At 68.8% G+C, this 12,950-nt stretch carries 9 protein-coding genes; 2 read left to right on the forward strand and 7 right to left on the reverse strand.

What is annotated here, in order from left to right; all coding sequences use genetic code 11:
- Positions 1–48: 48 nt before the first annotated feature.
- The 3 genes from LC452_RS02740 to LC452_RS02750 form a co-directional block, all read right to left on the reverse strand.
- Positions 49–1,104, reverse strand: coding sequence for an ABC transporter permease (locus tag LC452_RS02740; protein ID WP_223622489.1), 1,056 nt, complete (start codon positions 1,102–1,104; stop codon positions 49–51).
- The gene (locus LC452_RS02745) at positions 1,101–2,600 is read right to left on the reverse strand and encodes a sugar ABC transporter ATP-binding protein (protein ID WP_223622490.1); all 1,500 of its coding nucleotides are present in this window, start codon (positions 2,598–2,600) and stop codon (positions 1,101–1,103) included. Before LC452_RS02745 ends, LC452_RS02740 begins: the two co-directional genes overlap by 4 nt.
- Before the next feature lie 94 nt (positions 2,601–2,694).
- Positions 2,695–3,732, reverse strand: a complete 1,038-nt coding sequence (locus LC452_RS02750) for a substrate-binding domain-containing protein (protein ID WP_223622491.1) — start codon at positions 3,730–3,732, stop codon at positions 2,695–2,697.
- Positions 3,733–3,976: 244 nt separating this feature from the next.
- On the opposite strand from LC452_RS02750, the gene LC452_RS02755 reads away from it, so the two are divergent.
- Positions 3,977–4,867, forward strand: a complete 891-nt coding sequence (locus LC452_RS02755; protein WP_223622492.1) for an AraC family transcriptional regulator — start codon at positions 3,977–3,979, stop codon at positions 4,865–4,867.
- 3 nt (positions 4,868–4,870) lie between these two features.
- Here the strand turns inward: LC452_RS02755 and LC452_RS02760 are convergent, their stop codons facing one another.
- From LC452_RS02760 to LC452_RS02775, 4 genes are all read right to left on the reverse strand, one after another.
- The gene (locus LC452_RS02760) at positions 4,871–5,806 is read right to left on the reverse strand and encodes an aldose 1-epimerase family protein (RefSeq protein ID WP_223622493.1); all 936 of its coding nucleotides are present in this window, start codon (positions 5,804–5,806) and stop codon (positions 4,871–4,873) included.
- Positions 5,807–5,808: 2 nt separating this feature from the next.
- The gene (locus LC452_RS02765; protein WP_223622494.1) at positions 5,809–8,799 is read right to left on the reverse strand and encodes a DUF5107 domain-containing protein; all 2,991 of its coding nucleotides are present in this window, start codon (positions 8,797–8,799) and stop codon (positions 5,809–5,811) included.
- 164 nt (positions 8,800–8,963) lie between these two features.
- Entirely contained in the window at positions 8,964–9,464 is a 501-nt protein-coding gene (locus tag LC452_RS02770) for an amino-acid N-acetyltransferase (RefSeq protein ID WP_136053742.1), read from the reverse strand.
- A gap of 88 nt (positions 9,465–9,552) precedes the next feature.
- Positions 9,553–12,081, reverse strand: coding sequence for an ATP-dependent Clp protease ATP-binding subunit (locus LC452_RS02775; RefSeq protein ID WP_223622495.1), 2,529 nt, complete (start codon positions 12,079–12,081; stop codon positions 9,553–9,555).
- Between the two features lie 233 nt (positions 12,082–12,314).
- Here LC452_RS02775 and LC452_RS02780 point away from each other — a divergent pair, with 233 nt between their 5' ends.
- Positions 12,315–12,950 (forward strand): DUF2975 domain-containing protein, encoded by a 636-nt coding sequence (locus tag LC452_RS02780; RefSeq protein ID WP_223622496.1) that lies wholly within the window; start codon positions 12,315–12,317, stop codon positions 12,948–12,950.

The following is a 12,950-nucleotide window of genomic DNA, read 5'->3' on the forward strand; positions in this document are numbered from 1 at the left end:
CCAGGCTAAGCGATCGACCTGGCGATCGTCCGGCGACCGACCGGACGATCAGCCCGGAATTCCGATACGACGCTCGCCGGACCGGAGCTGCTGGATCACGACCGCGATCACGAGGAGCGCACCCTGGGCGACGTTCTGCCAGAACGTGTTGACGCCGAGGATGGTCATGCCGTTCGTCAGAACACCGAGCAGGATCACCGCGAGGATCGTGCCGGCGATCGTGCCCTTGCCGCCCTTCAGCGCCGCACCACCCAGGGCCGCCGCCGTGATCGCCTGCAGTTCCAGCCCCTCCGAGCCGGAGATCGGCTGACCCGACCCGGTTCGGGCGGTGATCAGGATGCCGGCGATCGCGGCGATCGCACCGGTCACCATGTAGACGCCGATGATGTAGCGGTTGATGTTGATGCCCGCGAGCCGGGACGCGATGTTGTTGCCGCCGACCGCGTAGATGTTGCGACCCCACGACGTATAACGCAGGACGATGTGCGCGAGCAGCGCGACCACGAGCAGCACGAGGATGAGCGTGGGGATGCCGGCGACGCCGCCGCGGGCGAGGAAGACGAAGAACGGATCGGCGCCCGTGTAGCCCTGCGCTCGCCCATCCGAGATCAGCTGCGCCACGCCCTTGAACGCCGCCAGCGTGGCGAGGGTCGCGATGACGGGGTTCACGCGTCCGAAGACGATGATGCAGCCGTTGACCAGACCGCAGAGGATGCCGATGCCGATCGCGCCGACCACGCCCACGGCGGGGCCTGCGGCGGTGAACAGCATCGCCGAGGTCACCGAGGTGAGTCCGGCGATCGATCCGACCGAGATGTCGAGGGCGCCGAGGATGATGACGATGGTCTGCACCACGGCGAGGAGGCCCATGATCGCGATGGCCGTGCCGATCACCTTGAGGTTGCCGACGCTGAAGAACAGCGGATTCTGCAGCCCGATCACGGCGACCACCAGCACGATCGCGATGATCAGCGAGATGTTCTGCGCGCCGACCCCGCTGATCAGCCGTCGCAGCGGTGATGCCGCTGCCGCTGTGGGAGCCGGGGCGGTCATGGTCGTGGTCGCTGTCTTCACGGCGCCGTCCTTCATAGCGTCGTCGCTCATGCGGCGACCTCCTCGTCCATCGCGAGCGCGAGAATGCTCTCTTCGGTTGCCTCGGCACGCGGGAGCTCTCCCGTGATGCGCCCGTGGGCCATGACATAGATGCGGTCCGAGACGCCGAGCACCTCGGGGAGTTCGCTCGAGACCACGATGACCGCGACCCCTTCGTGCGCGAGGCGGTCGATGATCGCGTAGATCTCGGCCTTCGCCCCGACGTCGATGCCGCGGGTGGGCTCGTCGAGCAGCAGCAGCTTCGGCTTGGTGGCGAGCCAGCGGGCGAGCACCACCTTCTGCTGGTTGCCGCCCGACAGACGCCCCACCAGCTGTTCAGGGCTGGGGGTCCGGATGCGCAGGGACTCGATGTAGCTCTTGGCGAGCGCCGACTCGGCGGAGTCCTTGACGAAGATCCACCGCGAGAGGGATCGGAGCACGGCCAGCGCCGTGTTGTCGCGCACGCTCCGGTCGAGCAGCAGGGCCTCGGCCTTGCGCTCCTCCGGTGCGAAGCCGATGCCGGCCCGGATGCTGTCCTGAGGGCTGCGGAACCGTCGCACGACCCCGTGCATGCGGATCTCACCGCCGCTGATCAGGAGGTCGCCGGCGATCGTCTTCATGAGTTCGCTGCGCCCGGCGCCGACGAGGCCGGCGACGCCGACCACCTCCCCGGCGCGCACGGTGAGCGAGATGTCCTGCACCTCGTCGTTGGAGACGCCGGCGAGCTCGAGCACGACGTCGCCGAGCGCGGCCGGCTCGCGGTGGAAGAACTGGGTGAGGTCGCGGCCGACCATCATGCGCACGAGCTCGTCGTGATCGGTCTCTCCCACGGCCTTGGTGCCCACATACGCGCCGTCGCGCAGCACCGTGATGTGGTCGGCGAGCTGGAAGATCTCTCCCATCCGATGCGACACGTAGCCGATGGCGACGCCGTCGGCCTTCAACTGGCGGATCAGCGCGAACAGCAGCGCGACCTCTTCGTCACCCAGCGAGGACGTGGGCTCATCGAAGCAGATGACCTTGGGCCGGGCGATCACCGCGCGCATGATCTCGACGATCTGGCGCTGCGCCGGCGACAGGTCGGCACCGAGCGTGCGGGCGTCGATGACCCTGTCGAAGCCCCAGCGCCGCAGCTCCTCGGTCGCGGTGCGCTCGAGCTGACCGCGGCGGAAGCCGACCGCACCGAGAGCGCCGATGTAGATGTTCTCCGCGACCGACACCCAGGGCACGATCTCCGGCTCCTGGGCGATCACGCGCAGCCCGGCATCCCGCGCATCCGCGGGACCGGCGAAGTCCGCCGGCGCTCCCGCGAGGAGCAGTTCGCCGCCGTCGGGGCGGTAGTCGCCGCCGAGGATCTTGAGGAGCGTGGACTTGCCCGCGCCGTTCTCGCCCATGAGGGCGGTCACCTCTCCGGCGCGGAGCTCGAGGTCCACGCCGCGGAGGGCGTGGACGGGACCGAACGACTTGGTGATCGCGTGGGCCCGCAGCGCTGCGGCCTGCTCAGTCATGCTTTCCTCTCGTGGCGAGCCTTCGAGTGGCGTGCCGATGCGTGATCGCGGACGGACGGGGACGGCCGCTCTGCGGCCGTCCCCGGGAAGAACGTCAGGTGCAGACGACGCCCTTCTCCTCCCAGTTGGAGGCATCGACGATCTCGGTGTTGGCCACCGTCTTCGGCGGCAGCTCCGTGCCGTTGCGCAGCAGGTCGATCATCGAGGTGACCGCCGCCTTGCCGACCTCGACGCCGGAGATGAACAGCGCGGACTTGTTGCCCGTCTCCTGTCCGGCGTTCCAGTCCTTGCAGGTCAGGTAGGCGCCGAGTCCGACGCCGACGATGTCGGCCGGGGCGACGCCCGAGTTCTGCAGCGCCGTCACGACGCCGGTCTCGTTCTCGTCGTTGCAGCCCCAGACCACCCAGTGCTTCACGCCGGCGTTGGCCGTGATGATGGCGCCCGCCTTGTCCTGCGCGTCGGTGGCGGAGTTGTCGGTGCCGACCTCGATGACCTCGGGGCCGTCGGGCACCGCCTCGGAGAACGCCGCGACAGCGCCGTCGACGCGCTCGACGCAGTTCGGCTGGTCCTGCTTGTACGCGGAGAGGATGCGGGTGTCGGCGGCGGCCCAACCGGCCTCCTGGTAGAGACGTGCGGCGTCTGCGCCGACCTTCTCGCCCATAGACGTGCCGTCGAAGCCGGTGAACGCGGCCGCGTCGCCCTTCGCGTCGACGATCGGGTCGTCGGCGGCCATGATCGGGATGCCGGCGTCGGTCGCGAGCTGGATCACCTGCGGGCCGATCTGCGTGTCGGGAACGACGATGATGATCGCGTCGACGCCCTGCGCGATCGCTGCCTCGACCTCGGAGATCGCCTTGTTCGAGTCGGTGCTGACGTCGACGACGTTGATGGTGACGTCGCCGTCGGCCTTCGCGGCCTCCTTGGCGCCGTCGGCCTCGTCGATGAAGTACTGCTGGTCACCCTGCTTCTGGATCAGGGCGATGGTGAGCGGGCCGTCGGAAGGGCCCTTGTCACCCGCGGCGGGTTCGGCCGACTCCATCCCGGACGAACAGGCGGTGAGGGCGGCGAGAGCCAGGACGGCGACCCCGCCGGCGGCAGTTCGCGCCCAGAGGCGGCTGCGTGTGGCGAACATTGAGACTCCTTCGTCTTCGTGCGATGGCCGGCTGTGGGGCCGGATGCTGTGTGGAACAGATCGAACGTACATCGATCGTCGCGCGTCGCTTGAGGACGATCTCACGGAACATATGGACTTTTCTCTGACCCGATGAAACAGACTACGGAAGATTGCGAAGCCTTTCGCCGCCATTCTGCGGTTACCCTGGCAGGACCGGCCTGTCGACATGGCCGGACCACCTGTCATTCTTCTGCGAGGCCTCATGGACGAGACGCCTATCCCACCGGAACCCCACTACCGGATGGAGGGGTTCGAGCATCAGCGCCTGTGCGTGCTGCCCCGCCCTCAGGTCGAGACGGCTCTCGGCGCCGCCGGCACCCGCCGCCTTCTGGTGACCGATGCCGGGTACTTCCCGAAAGCGCGCGGTCACCTGCGCGTCCGCCCGCGCGGCTGCCCCGAGACGGTCGTGCTGCTCTGCGTCGCAGGGCGCGGCACGGTGACCATCGCCGGCGAGGTGCATCCGCTCACCGCGTCCACCTCGATCGCGATCGCCGCGGGTGCCCCACACGTCTACGAGGCCTCGGAGGAGGACCCGTGGACCATCTGGTGGGTGCACGTGCGCGGGACGGACGCCGCCGAGCTCACGGCGCAGACCCTCGGACGGCAGAGTCCGGTGACGAGGCTGCGCGCGATGGATCGCGTCGTGGCGCTGTTCGACGAGCTCGTCTCCACGCTGGAGCGCCGGCTCTCCCCGCCGCAGCTGCTCATGGCATCCGGCATCGCGTGGAACCTGCTCACGCGCATCGCCGCGGACAGCATCCTGCCGAGCGAGGGATCCGCGCTCGAGCGCGCCATGCGCTATCTGGAGGCGCGGGTCGATGGCAACATCCAGGTCAGCGAGCTGGCCGCCCTCGTCGACATGTCGCCGTCGCACCTGAGCGCGCTGTTCCGCCAGGCCACCGGAAGCGGCCCCGCCGCCTTCCACACGTCGCTCCGCATGTCACACGCACGGAATCTGCTCGACACCACCTCGCTCTCCGTGCGCGAGATCGCGGCCGCCGTCGGCTACGCCGATCCGCTGTACTTCTCCCGGCATTTCCGGCGCCTGCACGGTCTCAACCCGACGTCGTACCGCGCGCAGCACAAGGGGTGAGGTTCAGCGCCCGACGCGGCGGATCGTCCATCCGGCACTCGCAGATCCGCCCGCCGGCACCACGTGCAGGTCGCGGCCCGAGTTGAACGCGTCCGGCGGACAGGTCATCGGCTCGACGGCGACACCGTTGCGGAACTCCTCGCCGATGCCGCGGTCGGTCGTGTAGACCTGCACCCACGGACAGCGTGCATCCCACTCGATCTCGACACCTGTGCCGTCGTCGGCGAGCACGCGAGCCGACGCCAGACCCTGCTGTCGACCGAGCCCGGTGTACGCATGGTTGATCTCGGTACCCGCGAGGCGCCGCGGCTCCCGGAAGTCCCGGCCGCCCGCCGCGGCGTCGGCCACGGACACGGTCCGCTCGGGCAGCAGCCGATCGGCGGAGACGAGCAGGATCTGCTCGGCGTCCATCGCGAGCGTCAGATCATCGATGCCGCGCTCGCGCACCGGCCCCGCCACGAGGTACGGGTGCCCGCCGAGTCCGACGGGCGCATCCCTCGCACTCTCGTTGGTGGCGGTGACCTCCTGGGTGAGGCCGTCTGCGCCGAGGCGGAACTCGGCATCGATGCGCAGGCGCCACGGATACCCCGGCTGGGCCGCGATCGTCGCGGTGAGGACGACACGGCCCGTCGACGCGGAGACAACGTCGAAATCGGTCCACGCCACGAGACCATGAGCGGCGGTGCGGGTCTCGGGCTCGTTCTGCACGAGCCGGTGGGTCTCGCCGCCGAACGCGTACGCCCCGTCGGCGATCCGATTCGGCCACGGGGCGAGCAGCGCACCGCGCATCGACGGACGGATCTCCTCCTCCGCGAACGGCACGACGAGGTCGACGCCGTCGTGTCGCAGCGATCGCAGGCTGGCCCCGACGCTCGCGATCCGCGCCTCATAGGCCCCGGATCGCAGCACGAACGGCTTCCCCGAGAGCGGCACCGGCATCCTCAGGCGTCCTCGCTCTCGCCCTCGTCACCGGCAGGGGTGAACAGCAGGAGCTCGGGCAGGCTCGTCGCGAAGTAGTCGGTCACCCCGTCGTCGCGCACGGCAACGGGCGGCACGTAGGCCGCGCGTGCTTCGCCGAGCGTCGCCGGCGGATCGGTCAGCGACAGCCCGAGCGCCTCGAGCGTGAGATCCCACGTGGCGATCGCCTGGCCCTCTCCGCCCTCCCAGGGGTGGAACGGACGCGTGAGGAGCATGCGGTGCGCCCGGGCCGCGTCACCCTCGGCGATGAGCAGCCGTGCGTACTCGATCGCGAAGTCGTCACGCGTGAGGACGAGCTCCTCCACCGGACGGAGCGCCGCGAGGCGATCCGTCGTGCTGTGCCCGAGGCGTGCGGCGAGCTGATCCTGCTCGTAGCGGATGCGCGCGTCGTCGGGAGCGCTCTCGACCGCCTGCGCGTACAGCCGCCAGGCCTTCGCCTCATCGTGCTCGACGTTGTAGGCGGCGAGGGCGGCGTTGCGGAACAGCACCGGGTCGTGGCGGCCGTGCGCGATCGCGCGGTTCCACGCCTCGGCCGCATCCCGGCGCCGTCCGACCGAGTACAGCAGCATGCCGAGCAGCGACAGGGCGACCGCGTCATCGGGTTCGGCGGCGACAGCGGCTTCCAGCGCCTGCAGCGCGTCGAGGCCGGCGGGGAACGCCCAGCGCAGGTCGCCCGACCTGGCGCGCGATCGCTGCCGCGCCGCCGCGTCCTCGTCTCCGCGCCTCGCGATGATCTCGGCGGCGACGTACGCCGCGACGGGGCGCACGTTGCCCGCATGCCGGATCGGGGCAGCGATGGCCGCCTCGATCAGTCGGAGCGCATCATCGGTCGCACCCGCGAGCTTCAGGTCGAGGGCGACGTCGAGCAGCAGCCCGGCATCCGCTTCCCGCTCTTCCCCCGCGAGCACGCGGAGTGTCGCGTCGAGCGGATCGGTCGCCAGCGCTTCCCGCGCGATCGCCGTGCTGGCGGCCAGCTCGCCCCGCGTCCGCAGGATGAGCGCACGGAGAGCGGTGCGGCGGGTGTCGTGCCCGACGACGCCGTCGAGCGTGTCGAGGACGCGCAGCGCGGCTCGTTGCTGACCGGTGCGCAGGAGCGACCGGACGAGCTCGACACCGGATGCCGCCGCCCAGGTCCCGTCCCACCCGGCCTTCCCGAACGCGCGCTGCGCCTCCGTCTCCCGCCCCAGTCGCGCCAGGATGAGACCGGCCAGGTAGGAGGCCTCGGTGTCGGTCGGATTCGCGTTGCGGCGGGTCAGCCGGGTGATCGCGGTCTGCGCATGCTCGAGCGCGACGTCGAAGCGACCCGCTCGATAGGCCCGGTCCGCGAGGGCCAGGTTCGTCCGGGCATCGCCGGCGTCACGGGCGAGCGCAGCCCGCCAGTACGGCAACGGCGACCGCGTGGGGTGACGGTTCTGCTGCAGGTGCAGACCGGTGAGGTAGAGCTCCTCGACGCTGTCGATCTCGTCCGGCGACGGCGGCTCGTCGGCGACCCAGGGCTCGTCGTCGTCGGCATCCGTCGGCGTCCAGCGCACGAGCACGCGACCGTCGGCGTCGAGGAGTTCGGCCGTGATCGCATGAGACGGCGCGGCATCCGTCTCGATGGTCAGCGGCACGCCGGGAACGAGGTCGGCCGTGGTGCTCGCGACGACAGCGGCGCCGTCGAGGATCCGCAGCGTCGCACCGAGGCGGCGACTCGTCACCGCGAAGCTCGCCGACACCCGCGATCCCTGCTCGACGTGCACGGCGGCATCCGTCGTCGCCTGGTGCGCGGCACCGATCGCCGGGATCGGGTACCAGTACTGGCTGAACACCTTCGTCTCGCCCGGCAGCAGCCACGCGAAATCCGGCTGGTTGTCGGTGTACACGCCGGCCATGAGCTCGATGTACGGCCCGTCGGCGTCGGTGAGCTGAGCGTCCCAGGCGTGGCCGAAGGGCGCGTCGCCCCACGTCCACTGCTTCTTGCCCGGGGCCAGCCGCCGCTCCGCCCAGTGCACGAAGCCCGCGCCTGCGGCGTGGTCGTAGCCCCCGAAGAAGTCCTGCTGGGAGTCGACGATCATGTACGACGTCGGCACGGGGATGTTCCGGTAGAAGTCGATGCGGTCCGCGCCCTCGTGCTCGGCCGCGAGCGCCGGGTAGTCGACGCCGTAGTACGGGCGATCGGCCTCGGGGAACGCGGTCAGCGCGCGGCGCGCATGGTCGGCGACGTACCGCACGTCCTGCGGGAAGAAGGACTGGTAGTCGTCGTGCACGCGGGCAGCGACGTTCGCCCACCACAGGAAGGACTGCCGTTCGCTCGTGCGGTTGTGCAGGCGCACGACGAGCTCGACGACCGAGCTTCCCGCATGGAGACGGATGCCGTGCTGCGCCGACATCCGCGTGAACGGGTCGTGGTCGTGGCACCACACGGTGACCGACCCGTCGTCGCCGTGCTCGATCGATGTCTCCACCGGCAGGTAGGTGCCGGGGCGGTGATGCTGCGGCCAGTTGAACTCGACGCCGCCGCTGATCCACGGCCCCGCGAGGCCGACGAGGGCCGGCTTGATGACGTTGTTCCGGTAGAAGAAGTCGTAGCCGGTGGTCTTGTCGTATCCGATGTGGATGCGTCCGCCCAGTTCAGGGAGGACCACGAGTCGCACGTACTCGTTCTCGAGGTGGATCGCCTGCCACTCGCGGACCACGCCCTCATCGGCGATCTGCTCGGTGAACGGGATCGGGTACACCTTGCCGCTCGACCCCTGATAGACGCGGTGATCGAGGTACATCGGGTGGATGCTCGGCTCGGCGGCGTCGTAGGTGAGGATGCTCAGCGGTTCGCTCCACGCGACCGCGTCGCCGCGATCGAGGTCGGCGCGCAGGGAGCCCGACGCCTCCGGGAGAACGATGCGGTGATCGCTCTGCGGGCTTTCCTCATGACCGGCCATGGTCGATCCGACGTCGATGACATCGTCGTTCATCCGTTGATCCTTCGTGCAGGCGCGTGCCGTCGGCGTGCTGCATCCGACGACAGGACGCGAAGTCCTGCGACGAAGCTATCGCCGCACCCGGCGGAGCCCTATGGCGTGAACGGGGAAGAACATGGACGATTCGATGGATCGTCTACGCGCGGATGCCGGTCGCGTCAGAGCACCTTGAGCATGCGGGTGTTGCCGAGCGTGTTCGGCTTCACGTGCGCGAGGTCGAGGAACTCCTCGACACCCGCGTCACCGCTGCGCAGGAGCTGCGAGTACACGTCGGGGTCGACGACCTGCTCGCCGATCGGCGTGTAGCCGCGTCGCCCGAAGAACTCGACCTCGAACGTCAGGCAGAACAGGCGCGACAGCCCGAGCGCCTGGGCGGTCTCCTCCAGGCGGTCGACGATTCCGCGGCCGACGCCGTGGTGCAGCCAGTCCTGACGGACGAGCAGGGTGCGCACCTCGCCGAGGTCCTCCCAGATCACGTGCAGCGCGCCGCATCCGATCAGCTCGCCGTCGGCTTCCGCGACGATGAACTCCTGCACCGAGCCGTAGAGCACCGCCAGGTCCTTGCCGAGCAGGATGCGCTGCTCCACGAGCGGCTGCAGCAGGTTCCGGATGCCGACGACGTCGGCGCTGCGCGCCGGTCGGACGATGTACTCGCTCACGGCTCCAGCCTAGAACCCGCGAACCGTCATCGTCTGAGCCGGGCACAGGAAAGGGGCGGATGCCGCAGCATCCGCCCCTTCCGATGAATTACTCTCCGCTGGCGACCGCCAGGTCGGGAGTGCCCGAGATGCCGGCGCCGGCGGTGTTGATGCCGACCGCGACCTTCTCGCCACGCGGGCCGTGCTCGAAGAGGAACTCGCCGTCCTTCGCATCCACCTTGACGTGGTCTCCGGAGTTGAGCTCGCCGTGCAGGATCTTCTCCGACAGGCGGTCCTCGACCTCGTGCTGCATCGCGCGGCGCAGCGGGCGGGCACCGAGCGACGGGTCGAACCCGATCTCGATGAGACGCTCCTTGGCCGCGAGCGAGAGCTCGATCGTCATGTCGCGGTCCAGCAGACGCTCGCCGAGGCGCTTGGTGAACAGATCGACGATCTGCACCAGCTCCTCCTTGTTCAGCTGCGGGAACACGATGATGTCGTCGACACGGTTGAGGAACTCGGGCTTGAAGTTGCGCTTGAGCTCTTCGTTGACCTTGCCCTTCATCCGCTCGTAGGTCGTGGCGTTGCTGCCCTCGATCTGGAAGCCGACCGGACCACCGGCGATGTCACGAGCACCGAGGTTGGTGGTCATGATGATGACGGTGTTCTTGAAGTCGATCACGCGACCCTGGCCGTCGGTCAGACGACCCTCTTCCAGGATCTGCAGGAGCGAGTTGAAGATGTCGGGGTGGGCCTTCTCGATCTCATCGAAGAGGACCACGCTGAACGGCTTGCGGCGCACCTTCTCGGTGAGCTGTCCGCCCTCTTCGAATCCGACGAATCCAGGAGGGGCACCGAACAGACGCGAGACGGTGTGCTTCTCGCCGAACTCGCTCATGTCGAGCGCGATCAGCGCGGCCTCGTCGTCGAACAGGAACTCCGCGAGAGCCTTGGCGAGCTCGGTCTTTCCGACACCCGTGGGGCCGGCGAAGATGAACGAACCAGAGGGGCGCTTCGGGTCCTTGAGTCCGGCGCGCTGGCGACGGATCGTCTTGGAGAGGGCGGCGATCGCCTCTTCCTGACCGATGACGCGCTGGTGCAGGGCCTTCTCCATGAAGACGAGCCGCGAGGACTCCTCCTCGGTGAGCTTGAACACCGGGATGCCGGTGGCCTGCGCGAGGACCTCGGCGATCAGACCCTCGTCGACGACCGCGGAGGTCGCGATGTCACCCGCACGCCACTGCTTCTCGAGGCGCAGTCGCTCGGCGAGAAGGCTCTTCTCCTCGTCGCGGAGCGAGGCCGCGCGCTCGAAGTCCTGCTCCTCGGAGGCGACTTCCTTCTGCTCGCGGACCTTGGCGATCTTCTCGTCGAACTCCCGCAGCTCGGGCGGGCTCGACAGGATGCTGAGGCGCAGTCGAGCGCCGGCCTCATCGATCAGGTCGATCGCCTTGTCGGGCAGGAACCGGTCGGAGACGTAGCGGTCGGCGAGGTTCGCCGCGGCCACGAGGGCGCCGTCGGTGATCTGCACCTTGTGGTGCGCCTCGTAGCGGTCGCGGAGACCCTTGAGGATGTTGATCGTGTGCGGCAGCGTCGGCTCGTTGACCTGCACCGGCTGGAAGCGGCGCTCGAGCGCAGCATCCTTCTCGAAGTGCTTGCGGTACTCGTCGAGCGTGGTCGCACCGATCGTCTGGAGCTCACCGCGGGCGAGCAGCGGCTTCAGGATGCTGGCCGCGTCGATCGCGCCCTCGGCGGCACCCGCACCCACGAGGGTGTGGATCTCGTCGATGAAGACGATGATGTCGCCGCGCGTGCGGATCTCCTTGGTGACCTTCTTCAGGCGCTCCTCGAAGTCTCCGCGGTAGCGGGAGCCGGCGATGAGCGAGCCGAGGTCGAGCGAGTAGAGCTGCTTGTCCTTCAGCGTCTCGGGGACATCGCCCTTGACGATCGCCTGGGCGAGGCCCTCGACGACGGCGGTCTTGCCGACGCCGGGCTCACCGATCAGGACCGGGTTGTTCTTGGAGCGGCGGGAGAGGATCTGCATGACCCGCTCCGCCTCCTTCTCGCGCCCGATGACCGGGTCGAGCTTGTTGTCGCGCGCGGCCTGGGTCAGGTTGCGACCGAACTGGTCGAGCACCTGCGAGCCGCCCTGCGCGCTCGGGGTGTCGTTGGTCTGCGCGCCGACGGATGCCGGCTCGCGGCCGGGAGCACCCGAGAGCAGCTGGATGACCTGCTGGCGGACCTTGTTGAGGTCGGCGCCGAGCTTGACGAGCACCTGGGCGGCGACGCCCTCACCTTCGCGGATGAGGCCGAGCAGGATGTGCTCGGTGCCGATGTAGTTGTGGCCGAGCTGCAGGGCCTCGCGGAGGCTCAGCTCGAGCACCTTCTTGGCGCGCGGCGTGAACGGGATGTGCCCGGTCGGCTGCTGCTGGCCCTGGCCGATGATGTCCTGCACCTGCTCGCGCACGGCGTCGAGCGAGATGCCGAGACTTTCGAGCGCCTTGGCGGCGACGCCCTCGCCCTCGTGGATGAGGCCGAGCAGGATGTGCTCGGTGCCGATGTAGTTGTGGTTGAGCATCTTCGCCTCTTCTTGGGCGAGGACGACCACTCGACGGGCTCGGTCCGTGAATCTCTCGAACATGCTGTGACTCCTTATTCGCACTGGGGCGAAGCGCTACGTCAGAGACGGCGATCTGCGCTTGTACATCGAGAGTAACCACCGCCCGGGCGGTGTATGCCCGTGTTCGCCGTGGGCGTGACGCGGAGCCTCCGGAACACCGCGGAGGGGCCGGATGCCGGGTCCGGGGTTGACGGACCTATCGACAGTCGATAAGTTAACGTTTATCGCTAACAACGACTATCGATAAAGGAGAGATGATGATGAACGCCGAGAAGCAGGCCGGGCAGCAGGGAACGCTGACCCGCGGAGACAGAGCAGGCCTCATCGCCTTCTGCATCGCCGGCGCCGCCATCGCGGCGTACATCAGCGTGACGTCGATCATCCGCATCATCGCGCTGGGGTCGGGCGTGGGTGTGCCGGTGATGATCGAGTTCGCGGACCAGCCCGTCGAAGCGCCGCTCGGTGCCGACGGAGCGAACGTCACCCTCGAACTGGATCGTGCGGCGATCACGGCCGACACCCTGCCGCCGATCGCGACCGTTCCGGGCATCCTCGGGCAGGTCATCCAGATCCTCACGATCATCGTCGTGATCGGATGCCTGCTGCTGCTGGCGCGCAGCATCCTCACCGGCACGGTCTTCAACCGCCGGAACACGGCCCTCGTGATGACCGCCGGGATCACCGGCCTCGTCGGCTTCGCCGCCGTGCAGTTCTTCGACAACATGCTCGCGAATGCGGCCGTCAGCGTCGTCACCGACAACGCACTGGACAACGCGGTCATCACCGTCGAGCCGTTCACCTTCATCCTGGCCGCGTTCATCATCTCGGTCATCGGCACCGTGTTCGTCATCGGCGACCGGCTGCAGCGCGAGACGGAAGGACTGGTCTGA

This window comes from Microbacterium sp. EST19A, assembly GCF_019969685.1.
Taxonomy (GTDB): Bacteria; Actinomycetota; Actinomycetes; order Actinomycetales; family Microbacteriaceae; genus Microbacterium.

Bases quoted from the DNA above. Each gene is read 5' to 3' on its own strand.
- LC452_RS02740 (WP_223622489.1), bottom strand. From the start codon at position 1,104: ATGAGCGACGACGCTATGAAGGACGGCGCCGTGAAGACAGCGACCACG.
- LC452_RS02745 (WP_223622490.1), bottom strand. From the start codon at position 2,600: ATGACTGAGCAGGCCGCAGCGCTGCGGGCCCACGCGATCACCAAGTCG.
- LC452_RS02750 (WP_223622491.1), bottom strand. From the start codon at position 3,732: ATGTTCGCCACACGCAGCCGCCTCTGGGCGCGAACTGCCGCCGGCGGG.
- LC452_RS02755 (WP_223622492.1), top strand. From the start codon at position 3,977: ATGGACGAGACGCCTATCCCACCGGAACCCCACTACCGGATGGAGGGG.
- LC452_RS02760 (WP_223622493.1), bottom strand. From the start codon at position 5,806: ATGCCGGTGCCGCTCTCGGGGAAGCCGTTCGTGCTGCGATCCGGGGCC.
- LC452_RS02765 (WP_223622494.1), bottom strand. From the start codon at position 8,799: ATGAACGACGATGTCATCGACGTCGGATCGACCATGGCCGGTCATGAG.
- LC452_RS02775 (WP_223622495.1), bottom strand. From the start codon at position 12,081: ATGTTCGAGAGATTCACGGACCGAGCCCGTCGAGTGGTCGTCCTCGCC.
- LC452_RS02780 (WP_223622496.1), top strand. From the start codon at position 12,315: ATGATGATGAACGCCGAGAAGCAGGCCGGGCAGCAGGGAACGCTGACC.